Annotated in this window: 15 protein-coding genes; 9 read left to right on the top strand and 6 right to left on the bottom strand. The window is 37.6% G+C overall.

Annotated elements, in window-relative coordinates; all coding sequences use genetic code 11:
- Window positions 1–9 precede the first annotated feature (9 nt).
- From CTN07_RS04635 to CTN07_RS04625, 3 genes are read left to right on the top strand one after another with little or no spacing between them, the layout of a single operon-like run.
- Window positions 10–1677 carry an amidohydrolase gene (locus CTN07_RS04635; RefSeq protein ID WP_005304692.1) on the top strand — a complete coding sequence of 556 codons (1668 nt, stop codon included), beginning with the start codon at window positions 10–12 and terminating at the stop codon, window positions 1675–1677.
- Between the two features lie 55 nt (window positions 1678–1732).
- Complete coding sequence (locus CTN07_RS04630) at window positions 1733–3370, top strand: MFS transporter (protein WP_005304695.1); 1638 nt, start codon at window positions 1733–1735, stop codon at window positions 3368–3370.
- Between the two features lie 52 nt (window positions 3371–3422).
- Window positions 3423–4988 carry an MFS transporter gene (locus CTN07_RS04625; protein ID WP_005304698.1) on the top strand — a complete coding sequence of 522 codons (1566 nt, stop codon included), beginning with the start codon at window positions 3423–3425 and terminating at the stop codon, window positions 4986–4988.
- A 35-nt stretch (window positions 4989–5023) separates the two neighbouring features.
- On the opposite strand, the gene CTN07_RS04620 is transcribed toward CTN07_RS04625, so the two are convergent.
- Both CTN07_RS04620 and CTN07_RS04615 read right to left on the bottom strand, forming a co-directional pair.
- Window positions 5024–5470 carry a helix-turn-helix domain-containing protein gene (locus CTN07_RS04620; protein WP_036765964.1) on the bottom strand — a complete coding sequence of 149 codons (447 nt, stop codon included), beginning with the start codon at window positions 5468–5470 and terminating at the stop codon, window positions 5024–5026.
- 95 nt (window positions 5471–5565) lie between these two features.
- Window positions 5566–5991: a hypothetical protein gene (locus tag CTN07_RS04615; RefSeq protein WP_036765564.1), complete on the bottom strand. Its 426-nt coding sequence runs from the start codon at window positions 5989–5991 to the stop codon at window positions 5566–5568.
- Window positions 5992–6257: 266 nt separating this feature from the next.
- Between CTN07_RS04615 and CTN07_RS04610 the strand changes: the two genes are divergently transcribed.
- Genes CTN07_RS04610 through fadA form a run of 3 tightly spaced genes read left to right on the top strand, consistent with a single transcriptional unit; the run spans window position 6258 to window position 10907 of the window.
- Window positions 6258–7565, top strand: coding sequence for an acetyl-CoA hydrolase/transferase family protein (locus CTN07_RS04610; protein ID WP_005304701.1), 1308 nt, complete (start codon window positions 6258–6260; stop codon window positions 7563–7565).
- Between the two features lie 16 nt (window positions 7566–7581).
- Window positions 7582–9729 (top strand): fatty acid oxidation complex subunit alpha FadB, encoded by a 2148-nt coding sequence (fadB, locus tag CTN07_RS04605; RefSeq protein ID WP_005304704.1) that lies wholly within the window; start codon window positions 7582–7584, stop codon window positions 9727–9729.
- Between the two features lie 14 nt (window positions 9730–9743).
- Entirely contained in the window at window positions 9744–10907 is a 1164-nt protein-coding gene (gene fadA / locus CTN07_RS04600) for an acetyl-CoA C-acyltransferase FadA (protein ID WP_005304707.1), read from the top strand.
- Window positions 10908–10979: 72 nt separating this feature from the next.
- Here the strand turns inward: fadA and CTN07_RS04595 are convergent, their stop codons facing one another.
- Window positions 10980–11288, bottom strand: a complete 309-nt coding sequence (locus CTN07_RS04595) for a DUF3081 family protein (protein ID WP_036765567.1) — start codon at window positions 11286–11288, stop codon at window positions 10980–10982.
- A 167-nt stretch (window positions 11289–11455) separates the two neighbouring features.
- Here CTN07_RS04595 and CTN07_RS04590 point away from each other — a divergent pair, with 167 nt between their 5' ends.
- Window positions 11456–12634, top strand: coding sequence for an amino acid aminotransferase (locus CTN07_RS04590; protein ID WP_005304710.1), 1179 nt, complete (start codon window positions 11456–11458; stop codon window positions 12632–12634).
- A gap of 114 nt (window positions 12635–12748) precedes the next feature.
- Here the strand turns inward: CTN07_RS04590 and CTN07_RS04585 are convergent, their stop codons facing one another.
- On the bottom strand, window positions 12749–13327 hold the full coding sequence (locus CTN07_RS04585; protein WP_005304713.1) for an MliC family protein: 579 nt from the start codon (window positions 13325–13327) through the stop codon (window positions 12749–12751).
- Between the two features lie 218 nt (window positions 13328–13545).
- Here CTN07_RS04585 and CTN07_RS04580 point away from each other — a divergent pair, with 218 nt between their 5' ends.
- The gene (locus CTN07_RS04580) at window positions 13546–13911 is read left to right on the top strand and encodes a type II toxin-antitoxin system RelE/ParE family toxin (RefSeq protein WP_036765569.1); all 366 of its coding nucleotides are present in this window, start codon (window positions 13546–13548) and stop codon (window positions 13909–13911) included.
- Window positions 13912–14006: 95 nt separating this feature from the next.
- Here the strand turns inward: CTN07_RS04580 and CTN07_RS04575 are convergent, their stop codons facing one another.
- Window positions 14007–15287: a cation:proton antiporter gene (locus CTN07_RS04575; RefSeq protein WP_005304716.1), complete on the bottom strand. Its 1281-nt coding sequence runs from the start codon at window positions 15285–15287 to the stop codon at window positions 14007–14009.
- Between the two features lie 323 nt (window positions 15288–15610).
- The gene (locus CTN07_RS04570) at window positions 15611–16354 is read right to left on the bottom strand and encodes a glycerophosphodiester phosphodiesterase family protein (RefSeq protein WP_005304720.1); all 744 of its coding nucleotides are present in this window, start codon (window positions 16352–16354) and stop codon (window positions 15611–15613) included.
- Window positions 16355–16734: 380 nt separating this feature from the next.
- Here CTN07_RS04570 and CTN07_RS04565 point away from each other — a divergent pair, with 380 nt between their 5' ends.
- Window positions 16735–17313, top strand: a complete 579-nt coding sequence (locus tag CTN07_RS04565; RefSeq protein ID WP_005304722.1) for a nucleoside triphosphate pyrophosphohydrolase family protein — start codon at window positions 16735–16737, stop codon at window positions 17311–17313.
- Window positions 17314–17323 lie beyond the last annotated feature (10 nt).

Raw genomic sequence — 17323 nt, 5'->3', positions numbered from 1 at the left:
GTATTTAATATGAAAATCTATAAAGCAAAAAAAATATATACAGTAGATAATGATTTCTCTTGTGAAGAAGCAATGGCTGTTGATGGTGATAAAATTATTGGACTTGGTGATTTAGACTCACTTATCAATAAGTATCCAACAGCAACTATTAATTATGATTATCAAGAACAATATATTTACCCTGGTTTTATTGAACCTCATTTACATATTCTTGGTACTGCAGCTATGTTTGCTACATTAATTCCAGCAAGTTTTACTGATTGGACAATAGATGGGCGTGTATATACCGCAGTTCGTGATTCTGAGTCATTTTTATCGGCATTAAAATCCCGAGTTGAAGAATTTAAAGATCGAGAAACCTTAGTTGTTTGGGGCCATTATGAGCCTTTGCATGGTCCGCTTACAACAGCAATGCTAGATGAAATTGATAACTCTCGTCCATTTGCTGTTTGGGGTGCATCGATTCATAAATTGACGATGAACAGTAAAGCTATCGAAGAATTTAAAGTTAATGAATTACCAGATGATATTTTTGGTTTCCTGCGTGGCGATGACGGTAAATCAACGGGCGTACTTATTGAACAAGCTATGTTTAAGATTGCTGCTGAACATATTCTCACTAAGGCGACGCCAGCCGATATTATGAAAGGACTTGAAAGTGTTCTTGCACAAGGCCGAAATAAAGGGGTGACATCGTGCGTAGATATGGGTGTTGGGATAACAATGCCATTAGAAGCGGAACTACAGCTGCTACGAGCATCTGAAAATGTACCCAATATGCCTAAGTGTCGTAAAGGCTATATGTTTGGTTGGCAGAAAGTGTATGAAGCTAAAGATTGGTCAGCACAAACAACCTTTGATTACGTGAACCAGCATTATTTGGATAATAAAGATAATCAAACTCTATTTCCGGTGAAGAGTATTAAATTCTTTGCTGATGGTGCGGTATCAGATTACGAGATTATCACTAAAGAGCCGTTCCAGGATGGCCGTGAAACTGGATGGTTGCATCGTTTTGCTGATAGAACAGAAGATACTTTGCCTGAAGATATGCAAATGTTCTGGGATAACGATTTTAATATTGCTATTCATACTCAAGGTGATCTTGCACATGCGAAAGTACTCGATGCTCTAGAGTCTTTATCTGCCGATGGACAAGGCCGTGATGGTCAGATGTTTATTCAGCATATGGGGTTCACTGATGATGAGTTCTTTGAACGTGTTAAAGAGATGCCTTATAAGCCATCAGCAAGTATTACCCCTTATTATAGTTATCATTTCTATGAGTCATGGAAGAAAGAACAACTGCTTCCAAAGAGTTGTTTCTCTCAATTACAACGAGCACGTTCAGCGGTTGATGCTGGTATGAAAATCAGTGTTAACGCCGATATTCCTCTTATGCCAACTAACCCAATGATGGGCGCGTATATCGTGATGAGCCGTCGTGATTTTCATGGCACAGAAGTGCTTCCACAAGAATCCATTTCACGTGAAGAAGCATTACGTTGTATTACATCTGATGCAGCTGAACAGCACCTACTTAATCAAATTGGTACATTAGAACCTGGCAAGCTTGCAGACTTTACTGTACTTGATTTTGATTGGATGACGGGTGATATCGAACAGTTGAAGCAATTAAATGCAACAGCTTGTTTTGTTGGTGGCGAAAAAGCATAACGGGTTTACGATTAAAGGAGTAAGGGCTGTGTGACCACAGCCTTTCATGAATATAATGAATCAACAAGTTAATAACTCTAATAAATGGCTCACTCTACTTATTCTGTGCGCAGCTCAAGTAGGTACAAGTGGCGATAACGCCACAGTTGGTGTTTCAGCATCATCTTTAACCAAGTTATTCGGCGCTTCAATGGATCAGCTCCAAATGGCTAATGCAACATATTCACTTATTGCTGGCGCGTTAATGATTGCTGGTGGTTTGATGGGGTTGATTCTCGGTTGGAGAAAATCATTTCGAATTGGTTTAGTACTATTATGTGTTAGTGAAATCGTTGCAGCCTTCTCTCCAAACATCCAGGCGTTTATCTATGGTGCTCGCGTATTAACAGGTGCAGGAGCAAGCTTGACGATTCCGGCCGTACTTGGTTTGATCGCAGGTAATTATCAGGGTAAAGATCAAGCTATTGCATTTAGCGCTTTGGCTGCGGCCTCAGGCATTGCTGCAGCGGCAATGCCTGTGGTTTTTGGTTCTTTGCTGGATTTAGTTGGTTTTAAGATTACATACCTTTTACTGAGCTTAATTTTTGCTTTAGTTCTTATTGCTTCTGTAAAAGTTCAGGATATTGCTGTATCTGAGCAAAAACCAAAACTGGATATTATCGGTATTATTTTAGCTGCATTTGGCTTACTACTGGTTATTGTTGGCACCTTAAAAACTCCAGTTTGGGGAGTAATTTCACCAATTACTGCATTTTCGGTATTTGGTTTATCTCCAGCCCTTATTATGGTTATTGCGGGTTTAGCGATCTTAGCTTTACTACTTGTCTGGGAAAAGCGTTATGAGGCTGACGGTGGTTTGGCACTTATGCCGGCTAAAATTATTTATAATAAGCAGGTACAAACAGGGTTATACATTGGTGCTCTATTTTGGGTTGGTTCTTCCGCTCCTGTTGCTATAACAATACCATATATGCAGTTGGTTGCTGATTATTCTACAGCACAAGCTGGAATGACGTTGATAGGTATGAGTTTAGGTACTGTGATTGTAGCAATGCTGCTGCCTGCAAAATTGAGCCAGTTAAAAGTGAAAACGGTTTGTTTGTTTAGTTTAATCGGAGCAGCAGCTTCTGCTTTCATTATGTCTCTAGGCTTAGAAGCGGGTGGTGTAAATGGCTTATTGATCCTAGGGCAAACTTTGATGGGATGTTCTTTGGGTGCAATGGCATCACAATGTTCAATTATTGTTACAGATGCATTGGATCCTCAAGATGCACAACAATCTGGTGGTATTCAAGCAACCGTCAGAAATATTGGCTATGCGGTAGGTATTGCAATCATGGGGGTAACCATGTTGATGGTAATGACTTCTGATTACAAACAGCAAGTAGCGGAGACGACCAGTTTTACTCAAGAATCAAAGCAAACTATAGAACAATTATCGGCGGTTCCATTCTTAAGCGATAAAGAATTTACCGCTTATATCAATGAAAAAAATATTATAGAGACTCAAGAAGTTTCAACAGCGGTGAGTATTAATAGTCAAGTGCGTTTAAATGCTGCTAGAGCCGGTTTATATGCAGTCGCTATTTTCATGTTGATGTTCTTATTTTCACTGAAAAACCTACCATCACGAAGCCTTATGATTAAAAAAGATCATGAGGTTGATGAAGTCTTTGAGCAGTTTGAACACTAATTTAACGCCTAAAGCCCCTTTATTGGGGCTTTTTCCGTTGTAAGGAATCGTTATGAATAATAGGGAAGGATGGTTATCCTATGAAGTCTATCTATTATTGTGTGTGTGTTTGGCACAAATCATTACAAGTGCAGATAATATTACGACAGCATTATCAATAAAGGAGATCATGTTATTTTTTGATGTTAACTTATCTACTGGTCAAATAATTACCGCGTTCTATTCAGTTATTTGTGCTTCATTAATGATAATTAGTGGTATTTTTGGTTATTTTTTAAATTGGAAAAAAATATTCCAACTAGGGCTTTGTTTTACCTTTTTAGGTGAATTTTTTGCCATAACATCTCATCACCTTCTCAGTTTTGTTGGTCTCTCAAGAGTATTTTTTGGCCTTGGAGCATCACTTATTCTCCCTGCTTGTGTTTCTTTACTTTCAACAATAATTCGAAAAAAAAATCGTGTATTGGCATTTAGCATATGGGGAACATCTGTAGCTGTTGTTATTGCACTCTTTCCTTTATTACTTAATGCACTTCATATCTATTGGGAGTGGAGATCTGGATATATTATATTGGCAATTTTATCGTTAGTAGTACTAGGATTATCATGTAAAATGCCAGAGCCTGATTTTATAAAGTCGAATTTGAAAATTAATTTAAGTGAAGTTATCTTGGTATTTGTTACTCTAATGCTATTTTTGTTGGCTATTGTTTTAATACCAAAGTTTGGGTTTATCACTCCTTCTTTATCAATAGGGTTCTATCTCTTTGATTATATTAGTATACCTTTAATACTATTTTTAACGTCAATCACTACTTTTTTTATCTACTTAAATATAAAAAATGAAAATAATTCAATTATTCCACAGTCTTTTTATACATTAACTTCACTATGTGGCTTCTATATGTTGGCATTATTGTATGTTATCTATGGGGGAGTACTATTTGTAATCGTAAGTTACATTTCCCTTGGTCAATATCCATCAATAACACTTGCATTATCAACAACAATATTTGCTATATCGATGTTCATTTCCTCTGTTGTTGCTGCAACAGTATTAAAAGATAAAACTAGCCAAGAACTCAATACGATGGGACTTACCATTATTACAATAAGTTTATTTTCTTTAGCATTTGTAATGCAACCTAAAATACCAAGCTATTATTTTTATATAGCTTTGGCTCCTATTGGTATTGGGTGTGGATTTCTTGCAACAAAAATAAACTTAGTTATAAATTGCTCAGTTGGAATAAAATTTTCTGGACAGTCATCAGGCGCACAAGCATCTGCAAAAAACATAGGTTATGTATTAGGTGTTATTAGCTTTGGTATGCTACTAACATATGCAACAAAGTATGAGTTTGTTGATGTGATCGGAAATAACACCATGTTTTTAAATATTGATACTCTAGACAAGAGTATCGTTAATGGTATTAATTTTATGGGTAATGAACAGCTCATGGATTACTTTGATAAAGCTCTAATTTCTTATAACAAACCGGAATTAATGGTAATTAATAACGTTATAAAAACTAAAGCAGTATCAATAGTATTATTGGTCGGCTCTGTATTAACTCTGTTAAGCATACCAATTGGTAATAAAGTAGCAAGTTGTTAACTAGTAGGCCACTATTTATAATTGTGGCCTTATTACTATAGATTTGGATGATAGTTATTAATATTGAGTTTGCTAGGACATTCCCCCGTCCATCTCTTGAATGCTCTAGAAAAGGTACTAAGGTCTGAGAATCCTAATCGAAACGCAATTTCAGCCATATTGATTTTATCGTTATTCAAAAGGTTTAGTGCTTTTTCTAATCGATATTCTTGTAAAATACTACGATAACTGGTTTCTGCTTCTGCAAGTCTTCTATTTAGTGTTCTAAAGCTTATACCTAAATAAGAGGCTATATCAGTTCCATTTATATCGACTAAATTACTTTGCTTATCTAAAAAGTTATAAACTAATAATCGAATATCATTAGATTCTAAATCTATTACCTGTTGTCTTAGTGCATTAAGACTTGTGGTATAAACATCATGATCACGATCTTTTAGTTCTGTATAAAGATATCTGCGCTCAATAATAATTTTACGCATGGTACTACCTATATGAACTTTACAGTTAGTTTCATTCTCAATCCATTTTCTATCCGTATCTGAAAATGGCCAAGAAGGGAGCATGATATGACTTACTACAGAGTAATTACGGTCTCTTTATCATAAGGTTCATGTTGAATGATATAAATCTCAGCATCCCCTTTTAATGTCATTTTAAAATGAAGCTTAATAGGACTGCCAAGACTTTTACTGTAATCGCAAGCTGTTGTTAAAAGGGTAAGTAAGTTAGGAGCAGTCCATAAGCACAAACTAAAATGACCAAAGGAAAGGGGCTTGACAAATTTCGCGGCGGTTATCGAAACAAGAGGATCACTTTTTTGCTCCGTTAAGTAACGTTGGAAATTTCTTACACTTCGTACATCTAAGGAATTAAAATTGATATTATCACTTGTATGTTCTGGATCAATACATTCTATGTTTAGATATTCAGCTGACAGTTTAAGTAACTTATACCATCCCGTATTTATGGAGAGGTTCTTTTTATTTGGCTTTTTATTCATAAAATATTTCCTTATACTTAAATTCATTATACAAGGATATTTATAAATTTATTTGATCTTGAGCGTAATAATTGGCGGTAAACTATTTCATATTTAAATAAACGCAAAAGAATTATTTGTTATGTAAATGTGTGACTCATGTCATATATTATATATTTGTCAATTTAGGCTAAATTTATGGCAGGATAAGAAAAAATAGTCTTTTTATATTCGATATTATCAAGTTGTGGAACAGATAAAGTGTCTAGAATATAAGAGGACATACAATGAACGTTTATAATAATTGTGATAATAAAATCATTTCTTTAGAAGATGCTGCAAATAAAATAAAATCTGGAGATAATGTATGGGCTGGTGGATACTTATCAGTCCCAGTCTATTTTCTTCAAGAACTAAGTAAAAATGCATCAGAATTAGAAGGCACCACTTTATATGCAGGCCTATTAACTTACCCTTATGAATTCTTAAAACCTGAATATCTTGGTCATCTTAATTACAATAGTCTTTTCATGGGGCCGTTAGAAAAGAAATTTCAGCATGGTGGAAATGCGAAAATTGTTCCTTATCATTTGTCCAATGCAGATGAAGTGTTAAAGCAAGCAAATTGTAATGTTTCAGTTATTGAGGTCACACCTCCAAATGCAGCTGGCTATGTATCTCTTGGCGCATGTGGTGGTGTAGGTAATAAATATGGTCTCGAATCATCCGAGCTTGTTATAGGGATTATCAATGAATATCAACCATTTATTGCCAATGAAGATAACTTAATTCATGTTGATGAGTTTGATTTTCTTGCAATTGGTAATCATCCCATTGCAGGGCCAAAACCTGAACAGCCAGGTCAAATTGAAAAAAATATTGCAGACCATGTGTTACCACTCATTCCTAATGGTTCAACGATCCAAATTGGTATCGGTACAATTTCAAATGCTTTAGGTATGGGGTTGGTTAATCATAAAGATTTGGGTATTCATACTGAAATGTTTACTGAATCTATGATGGAACTTTGTAAATTAGGGGTAATTAACGGCTCTCGTAAAAATTATAAACCTAACAAAATTGTAGCGGCTTTTGCTGCTGGATCTCAAGAGCTTATCGATTTTGTTGATGGTAATGACAATATTGAGATAGGAGATGTCTGTGTTGTTAATGACCCTGTCGAAATAGCTAAAAATGATAATTTTGTCTCTATCAATACCTGCATCATGGTGGATTTAACCGGACAAGTAGCATCAGAAGGGATTGGGCATCAACAAATATCAGGTTCTGGTGGGCAAGTTGACTTTGTTCGTGGCGCGCGTATGTCAAACAATGGCCTTTCTATCATTGCATTGGCTTCTACCCATACAGACAAAAAAGCTGGAACTGTTGATTCAACCATAAAATTGGCTCTTCCTGCTGGTACTCCAATTACAACTCTCCGTAATGATGTTCAGATTATTGTGACTGAATATGGTTATGCCGATCTTCGCGGTTTGACAACAAATGCTCGTGCTCAAGAACTGATTAAGATTGCTCATCCAGATTTTCGTAATGAATTAATAGAACAAGCAAAAGCAGTTGGCTTGCTGTAAAAAGAGGGATTCATTTATGTACCAAGGCGAATATTTTCAATTAAAACGCAACCAAAGTTTTGGTGAGCTAATTTTATCCTCAACCAAAGATAGCGTAAATACGTTAGGTAAGGCTGCGTTAGAAGAACTATCAATAATATTGGATACGATAGATCAATCTGATCTTTCTGGTTTGATCATTCGTTCTGATAAAAAGCTATTTTGCGGTGGAGCAAACGTAAAAGAGTTTCGCGCTCTTTTTGCCCAGGGAGAACAAGCGGTTAATGACTATCTAACATGGGTTCATAGCATTTATAACCGTATTGAAGATTTAGATATACCAAAAGTTGTCGTGCTAAATGGATTTACTGCAGGTGGTGGTGCAGAGTTAGCTCTACTTGCTGATTACCGTTTGATGACCACCGATGCTGCTGTTTCTTTCCCTGAAGTTAAATTAGGTATTTTCCCTGGTTGGGGTGGCCTAACGCGTTTGCCAAGACTATTAGGTTTAGATACTGCATTGCAATGGTTAACGACTGGAAAGAAATTTAATGCAAGTAAAGCGCTGACATGCCATTTCGCTGATGGTGTGATTGATTCCAATAAACAAGATCCAGTTGAAGCTGCAATTCATGTTTTGGATTCATGCCTTAAAGGTGAGTTAGATTGGCAAGAGCGTAAAAAAGAGAAATTATCATCGCTGCGAATGAATCAATACGAACTGGGTATGTCAGTAAGTGTTGCAAAAGGCATGATCGCTAAAACCGCAGGTAAACACTATCCTGCTCCAATGATTATGCTAAATGCCATTGAAAAAGCCGCAGGATCATGTCGAGATGAAGCTCTGGCTATTGAGCGTGAGCACTTATGTCAATGTGTTAAGACGGGCGTTGCTGATGCTTTGGTATCTGTGTTCTTAAGTGATATGGCAGTAAAAGCTAAAACAAAAGGATTCAGTTCAGAGCAAAAGCCTCTTAATGATATTTCTGTACTTGGTGCTGGAATTATGGGTGGGGGTATCGCTTATGTTTCAGCTGATAAGGGCATGCATGTTCATTTAAAAGACATTAATCAGCAGGGGTTGGATTTAGGTCTAGAAGAAGCAAATAAACTGTTAGCGAAGCAAGTTACTAAGAAAAGAAAAACACCGCTAGCAATGGGACAAGTTTTAAATCGAATTCAACCAACACTGCATGATATCTCATTAGCGGAGACAGAGCTTGTGATTGAGGCGGTGGTTGAAAACCCAAATGTTAAGGCAAACGTCTTGGCAGATATTGAACAGAAAGCCCCAAATGCCTTGATTGCTTCTAATACCTCAACATTAAATATTTCAGGATTGGCTAACTCACTACAACGCCCAGAAAATTTCTGCGGAATTCACTTCTTTAACCCTGTTCATCGTATGCCATTGGTTGAGGTGATTAAGGGAGAGAAAACATCAGATGAAACCATCAATAAAGCGGTTCAATATGTAAAACAACTTGGAAAAACACCAATTGTTATCAATGATTGTGCAGGCTTTTTGGTCAATCGTTGTTTAACACCGTACTTCCTTGCATTTAACCAACTACTGACTGATGGTGCTGATATCTCTATTGTCGATAAGATCATGACAAAGCAGTTCGGTTGGCCAATGGGGCCTGCAATGCTGCTAGATGTTATAGGGCTTGATACAACAGCGCACTGTATTGATGTTATGGACGATGCATTCCCTGGTCGATTACAAAAACCGCAAAAAAATATTATTCAGACCTTAGTCGATGAGGGATATTTGGGCCAGAAGAACCATCAAGGTTTTTACCAACATGTGGCAGATCGTAAGGGACGCCTCAAACCTCTGCGCAATACTCAAAGTGATGAATTGATTGCCAAACTTGCTGCCTCTCAATGTGAGGATGACGCTGAAACAATGATGATGCGATTGATGCTTCCTATGATGTTTGAAGCGGTTCGTTGTCTCGATGAAGGCATTGTAGCAAGTCCTGAAGAGGCTGATATTGCCATGCTTTATGGAACGGGTTTCCCAGCCTTTAGAGGTGGTTTGTTCTACTACATGGATCAACTTGGTATGGAGAAGCTGATCTCGTTAGCTGATACATTTAAACATTTAGGAACGCTATACCAGATTCCTGAAGGTATTCTAAATCGTGCGCAACAAAAACAAACGTTTTATACAAAATAAGAGAGGGATAAATTATGAAAAATGTTGTTATTGTTGATGCCGTTCGTACCCCAATGGGACGCTCAAAAAATGGTGTATTTCGTCATGTTCGTGCCGATGATCTTTCTGCTGAATTAATGAAATCTGTGTTTAAACGTAATCCTCAACTCGCACCAACTATGGTTGATGATATTATCTGGGGATGTGTCCAGCAGACAGAAGAACAAGGGCTTAATGTTGCTCGTAATGCAGCTCTCATTGCCGATATTCCTGTTGAAGTGCCAGCTACAACGGTTAATCGTTTATGCGGGTCGTCTATGGATGCACTTCATATTGCCGCTTGTGCAATTAAGGCTGAAGATGCCGATATGATTCTAGTGGGTGGTGTTGAGCATATGGGACATGTTCCTATGACTAAAGGCATCAATATGAACCCATCTAATGATAAAACGTTAGCACAAGCGTCTGCGATGATGGGATTAACGGCTGAAGCTTTAGGTAAAATTCATAAATGTACTCGTGAAGAGCAAGATGCATTAGGTGCGCGTTCTCATCGTTTAGCTCATCAAGCAACGTTGGAAGGGCTATTTGATAATGAAATCGTTCCTGTGATGGGGCATGATGAAAATGGTATTCCGTTTTTGGTCAAGCACGATGAAGTGATACGTCCTGAAACCACAGAAGAGACTCTTGCGCAACTTCGCCCTGTGTTTGATCCTGTAAATGGTACGGTAACAGCAGGAACCTCGTCTGCTTTATCTGATGGTGCGTCATGCTTAGTCGTGATGAGCGAAGAAAAAGCGTTAGCCTTAGGTATTAAACCAAGAGCAAAAATTATCTCAATGGCAACTGCGGGTGTGCCTGCTGCAATTATGGGGTACGGTCCAGTTCCTGCAACGTCAAAAGCATTAGCAAAAGCCCAACTGACCATTCATGATATGGATTATGTGGAAATTAATGAGGCGTTTGCCGCACAATCCATTCCATGTCTTAAAGATCTTGATCTGTGGGATGTAAGAGATGACAAAGTAAACTTACATGGTGGTGCAATTGCTTTGGGTCATCCTCTAGGTTGTTCTGGTGCTCGTTTGATTGCAACTTTGCTTAATATTCTAGAACAAAAAGATGGACATTACGGCCTTGCAACTATGTGTATTGGTATGGGACAAGGTATAGCAACTGTAATAGAACGTTATTAATTTATTAGAATCCTAAATTTCAGCATATAAGCTAAAGCCCTTACTATACAATTTTGTAAGGGCTTTTTTTCGTTAATTGTATGCGTCATTAATATGTTGAAGTTTACTAACAAAGGTTTTTATTTTCTTTTCATCGACATCAACATGATCAGCTTGAGTATGATTAATATTGTGCTCTTTACTTACTGTTGAAAAGCGATAGGTGTTGTGAAAATTGATATCCAAACTGACTTCTTCATCAGCAAAATACACGTTATAACCATCATGACTTTCACTACAGATAATACCGTTCAGTTCGGTTCCTCTCTCAGTTAATTTCCCATTTTTACAGATTTTCTCGTAAGCGGAGAGTAGCGTGATGATATCTAAGTTATTTTTCATATCGCCTCCCAATGATTAGGCGTTTTCCCTTTGTTTAGTGTAGATAAGTGATGGCACTTCACCATGTTATTGAACCAATTCTTAATCTGGATCAACTTTTTAATGACGTTGCAAAAAGGAAGTGATAACGTGAATAAAATTTCACAAAATTAAATGGAATTGATTGTATGTTTAAAGACTTAGCACCAGCGCAACTGGATCCTATTTTGTCGTTGACCCAAGCATTTCGAGAAGATACTCGTGATACGAAAATCGATCTCGGTATTGGTGTTTATCGTAATAGTGTGGGTGAAACGCCCATTATGGCTGCGGTAAAGTTGGCCCAAGAGAGATTACTTGAAAGCCAAAAAACTAAGTCTTACGTTGGACTAGCAGGGTATGAGTTATTTAATGAAGTGATGATAGACCTGCTTCTATCAGGTACACAAGCTCATAGCCGTGCCGCTGGTGTTCAAACTCCAGGTGGTAGTGGCGCACTGCGTATGCTGGCTGATTTAATGCGTGTTGCTCAACCAAATACAACTGTTTGGCTTACCGATCCAAGCTATGTTAATCATAAACCGGTTATGGAAGCGGCTGGTTTGAAGGTTAAGTTTTACCCTTACTTTGATCGAGAGAGCAAGCAAGTTAATAGTGAAGCCATGCTAAATGCTTTAGCTGCTGCAGGTAAAGACGATGTTGTTTTGTTGCATGGCTGTTGTCATAACCCAACAGGAGCTGATATTGGCTTTGAAGACTGGAAAGCGGTGACAGAACTTGCGGTTAAAAATGGATTTACCCCTTTTGTAGATATGGCTTATTTAGGGTTCGGCGATGGGTTAGTGCAAGATGGTCTTGGTCTAAAGTATATGGCTAACCATGTAGAAGAGATGCTCATTGCTGTTTCATGTTCAAAAAACTTTGGCTTATATCGTGAGCGTACGGGAGCTGCCATAGTAATAGGGGCTACATTATCTGATGCACAAAAGGCAAAAGGACGTATTCTGACATTAGCTCGTTCAACTTATACGATGCCACCCGATCATGGTGCGGCACTGGTAGCCGATATTCTAACGAACGAGGATTTGACTCGTATTTGGCAGCAAGAGCTAATCAGTATGAATCATCGAATTATCGGATTACGAGATCAACTTGCTGTTGCGGTTCGTAATTTAGGCTCTGACCAGTTTGATTTTATAGCTCAACATAAAGGTATGTTTTCTGTGACAGGCCTATCTCCTATTCAAATCCAACGACTTCGTGATGAATATGCTATTTACGCAGTAGGTGATGGCAGAATTAATATTGCTGGATTACAAGAACAGCATATTGATTATCTGGCTAATGCACTAGTGAAGGTAAGTTGAGAGGGATAGAATTAGCAATTGGCCCAACAATATTACATTGCATTTGGGCCATTTAACTCATCACTCTCAATTTAAGCCTACTAATGGTGCAGTAAGAGAAGAGTCTAATACATATTATTGTACTAGGCAGTGCAGTTTTTTCGCCATGTAAGTAATATCAATCTTACCTTGATGTTCAATGTACTCTAGATTTTGTCCAGAATAGTGGATACCACTGGCCGTCGGCTGTTGCTGAGCTATAAGTTGATCGTCACCTATAGTAAAAACCATACTTGAAGGATCGGTTTGGTTATAAAATGCGACTGTTACGGGTTGTTTTTCATTATTACATTGTAAAGTAATGGTTTCAGGCGCTTTAAGTAAGCCTCCTGTGATTTGTAATTCTAGAATCCGGTCTCGATAATTATCTGCAACACAAGATAGCACATCACTGCTTTTCCAACATTCGTTGCGGCCTTTAATCCAACCACGCTGCATGGCTTTTTGCTGTTTCTTTTCAGTACTTGGATAATTTGCCATCGCTTGTTTGTAAACCGTATTCAATGTGTTATCTAATGTTGCTAATTCATTGTTTGAGCAGATAAGTTCTTCGACGCTGCTACTGGCTTTGGTGCAATCAAAACTAGGCGTTGCTGCTAGAGTAGGTAGAGCAAACAAAGACAGTAAAGTTAGAGAAAATCGTTTTCCTTTCATTTTTTCATCCATTGAGTCATTAAGATTAATAATCAAGTTATCTCATAAGTTTTAGTGAGAGCGACTTAATTTGAATACTTAATATAGTATATACCTATGCTGTATTGATTGGGTCAATGAATGGTTAAAGATTATTAAAGCAAAGCTTCAGAAAAATTGATTCGAAAATGGCTTGATGATTTGTTTTACTGAAAAATATACTCAAATGACTATTAATAATGAAAATCCAAATTATTTCTCTTAATGAACATGTCGATCCACTAGCTGTTTTCTTTCAATCTATCCCAACAGAATTTTTGAGCTTGATCCGCAGTAAGTTTACTCGCTACAAAGAGTATGGTGATGTTATCCCTTGCAAGAGTTTAAAAACCTTGAATCCTAAGATTTGGAAATATAAAGGTCTAATTTATAAGCTACGTATCGATTGTGGTCAGCAGTCAGCTCGTATTCTTTTTGCTCGAAGTGATCATAATCTGATTATTCTTCATGGTTTTTTAAAGACAACACGAAAAACACCTGCCCGAGATGCTCATCTAGCGATTGAAAACTTATCCAATCTTAATTGTGCGATAGATTGGATATAAAAATACCGACCAAATCAACGTTAAATTAATTGGGTCGGTATAATCAATATATCGCGATGCATCTAAGCTGTTGGATATTTGTTAGGTGCTAGATCTTAATAACCGGTTTCTTCGTATTTTTTAGCTTTTTCAATCATTGGGGTAATAGTAGAACCCTGAATAATGATAGAAAAGACAACCACCGCATAGGTCATTAAAACAATAAGCTCTTTGATATCAACGCCTTCAAAACCGCTTGGGATCCCGGTTGGAATCGCCATCGCCATAGCAAGAGCAAGACCGCCTCGTAAACCACCCCAAGTTAAGATTTTCACCGACATTGGGTTATATCGTCTAAAGAAACCAAAACCGACATAAGAGAGCTTAACGCTGATATAACGACTCAACAATACTAAAGGTATAGCAATGATAACAGCCACTAAATCTACGGCATGGAAAGAGAAAGTCACCATAACAAAGCCGATTAATAGGAACAAAATCGCATTTAAGATTTCATCTGCTAATTCCCACAGGTGGCTAAGTTGATGTGATTCTTCTGCGCTGATCAGTGAACGAGTCCAGTTACCAATGATGATACCAGCAGTAACCATGGCTAATGGCGCTGATACCCCTAATTGCTCACCAATAACATAACCACAGGTTGGAACCAGCATAGTCAAAATTAGGCGCATCATGCTGTCGTGGGTATGCTTAATTAAATAGTGGAATATACCGCCAATAATTAAACCATAAGCGATACCACCAACGGCCTCATGAATAAATAGGGCGACAGTACCGGAAACGGTTGGAGCGTGGTTACCGAATGCGACCTCAAATAGAGTGACGAAGATGACCAAACCGACACCGTCATTAAACAGTGATTCGCCTTCAATTTGAGTTGATATACGCTGTGGCGCTTTCAGTTTCTTAACAATCGCTAACACGGCTATTGGGTCTGTTGGAGAGATAAGAGCACCAAACAAGCAGCAATATATGTAGCCGATATTAACGCCTATTACCGCTAAGATAGCCCACAAAAGCGTGCCAATAAAGAAGGTCGAAAATAAGGTTGCTGCAAGAGCAAGAATGGATATTTCAATTTTTTGGTCTTTAAGATGACTAAGCTCAATATTTAGAGCACCACCAAACAATAAGAAGCCTAAAACACCTTTAAGTAAGAAATCATCAAACTGGATGTTGTTCATTAACTGAACCAGATAATGCTCGTCATTAAAGTCAATCACCCCCATTTTGCCTAATAGCATGATGCTAAAAGCGATGATCATAGACCAACCAGTGATGGCTATCGTGGTTTGAAATTTACCAAACCTATGGTTGAACATTGAAATAAAAACAGCAATTGCTGCGACAATACAAATGGTGTCGTATACAGACATAGGGTACAACTCTCCATGGCGGATTATGGTTCACTTAGCAAGACCTAACGCCGTCTAATAACTATAGACAGAAAAAATCGATTCTTAGACCAAAATCAGTGACAATCAGCTTGGCATTAATCCCTATAAAAATATTGGATATTATTTGAATAGGGGATGAATAAAATAGGAGGGTATTTTAATTAATTTTCATATGTTAGCGGGCAAATATTGTGGAAAGATAAATTTCAATAATAGATATTGCCGAAACGTTCAATTGATTAAGAAAAGCATCTACCTAAGTTTAATTGAATCACCTAGGTAGATGTGATGAAAAGATTAAGCTATTCGCTATAGCCTAGATCGAAAGCACTGTCGATCGGGATTAAATCACCTGGGTTATCTGTGATGATATTATCTACACCCCAGCGGCGAAATTTCATCACTGAGTTTAAATCATTCATTGTCCAGATATGAAGCTCTTTTCCTGCTGCTTTAATTTCAGAAGCTAGGCTTTCAGTTAATAGGTGGTGATCCAAATGGATACTGAAAAGCTCTAACTCTTCATCAAGGCGGTCAATTTGAGGAACCCACTCTTCAATAATTAAGCCACGGCGAACTTCTGGCCAATATGCTTTAAAATGTTTTACTGCACGATATGAAAAGCTAGATAGAATCAGTTTTTCAATAGGGAAGCCATGCGCTTTAATGACATCAATGGTCTTTTCTACTTGCAGTTCAGCTTCATCTTCGTCATGAACCTTCACTTCAAGATTCAGATTGAGGTTGTTATGGTCACAGCAAATAAGTAACTCTTCTAATGTCGGAATCGTCTCTTCGCTAAATTGAGGGTCGAACCAGCTTCCAGCATCGAATTTTTTTAATTCATCTACGGTCAGTTTGCGAACAATACCTGAACCATTGGTACAACGATTAATGTTTTTATCGTGGTAGATAACTGGCACAAGGTCAGCACTAAGTTGGGTATCGGTCTCAATCCATTTTGCGCCACAATGAGCGGCAATCGAAAATGAAATTAATGTATTTTCTGGTGCAATTGCTTTTGCACCGCGGTGTCCTGTGATCATTACTGCTCCAACAGAAAATCTCTGCTATGAAATTGAGTTTTCATAACCTTGCATAACTGTATTTTATGCTCAATAGACATGAAATGGTATAGGTAGGATTACTATTAGTTTAAACCTAACCGCAAATAAAGTGAGTATTTTTGTTCTATAAATTAGGAAGTCGCTCTGGCATGAAAAGATGAGAGCTCCAAGTGACTTTAATATAGAGATCCAAGTGACTTTAATATAGAAAACAAAGCTTATTTCGTTTGATTTAGGCTGAGTATAAAGAATAGAAATGAACTGTCATAGTTTTATCAAAATAATCATATTGCCTTTGTAACTTGGTTCAGTTTGGATTACGATCGCCCGCTGTTTGTTACTCGAAAAGGAATCGCGATATGAAATTGACTGTTTTAGACCAACCCTTATATGACCATCTCTATCGTGATATTCGAGAGTTTAGAGAGACCTTTGATTTAGCTATTGAAGCGCCAGAATCTCTTAATGAACAATCAGATACACTACACACTTCTCTCGCTGTTGAGGAAATGACTGAGCTTGCCGAAGCTGATTCTTTAGTTGAGCAAGCCGATGCTATTGTTGATTCTGTTTATGTTTTAATGGGTCGTTTAGTTCATCTTGGTGATAAGCAAGTCTCTGATAACTTAGGCATAAGCTATTTGATTGATTTGCTACTTCAGATAGCACAGCGTCTAAATATTGATTTTGTCGCCTGTTGGGATGAAATTCACTCGAGTAATATGAGTAAAGTATGTCGTAATCAACAAGAGTTCGATGACACTCAAGCCCATTATGCGAAACAAAATATCGAAGTGACTTCAACTCCGAAGGGCGAGTACCTTATTGTGAAGTGTGCTAAAGATGTTGAGCTAGAAGATAAGATCATTCGTCAAGGTAAAGTTCTTAAATCGCTCTACTATCGACCTGCCGATTTGGTTAAGTTAGTCATACGCTAATTGGTATCAA

This window comes from Photobacterium damselae (assembly GCF_003026815.1).
GTDB classification, from domain to species: domain Bacteria; phylum Pseudomonadota; class Gammaproteobacteria; order Enterobacterales; family Vibrionaceae; genus Photobacterium; species Photobacterium damselae.
This window is presented reverse-complemented; position numbering and strand designations above follow the sequence as displayed.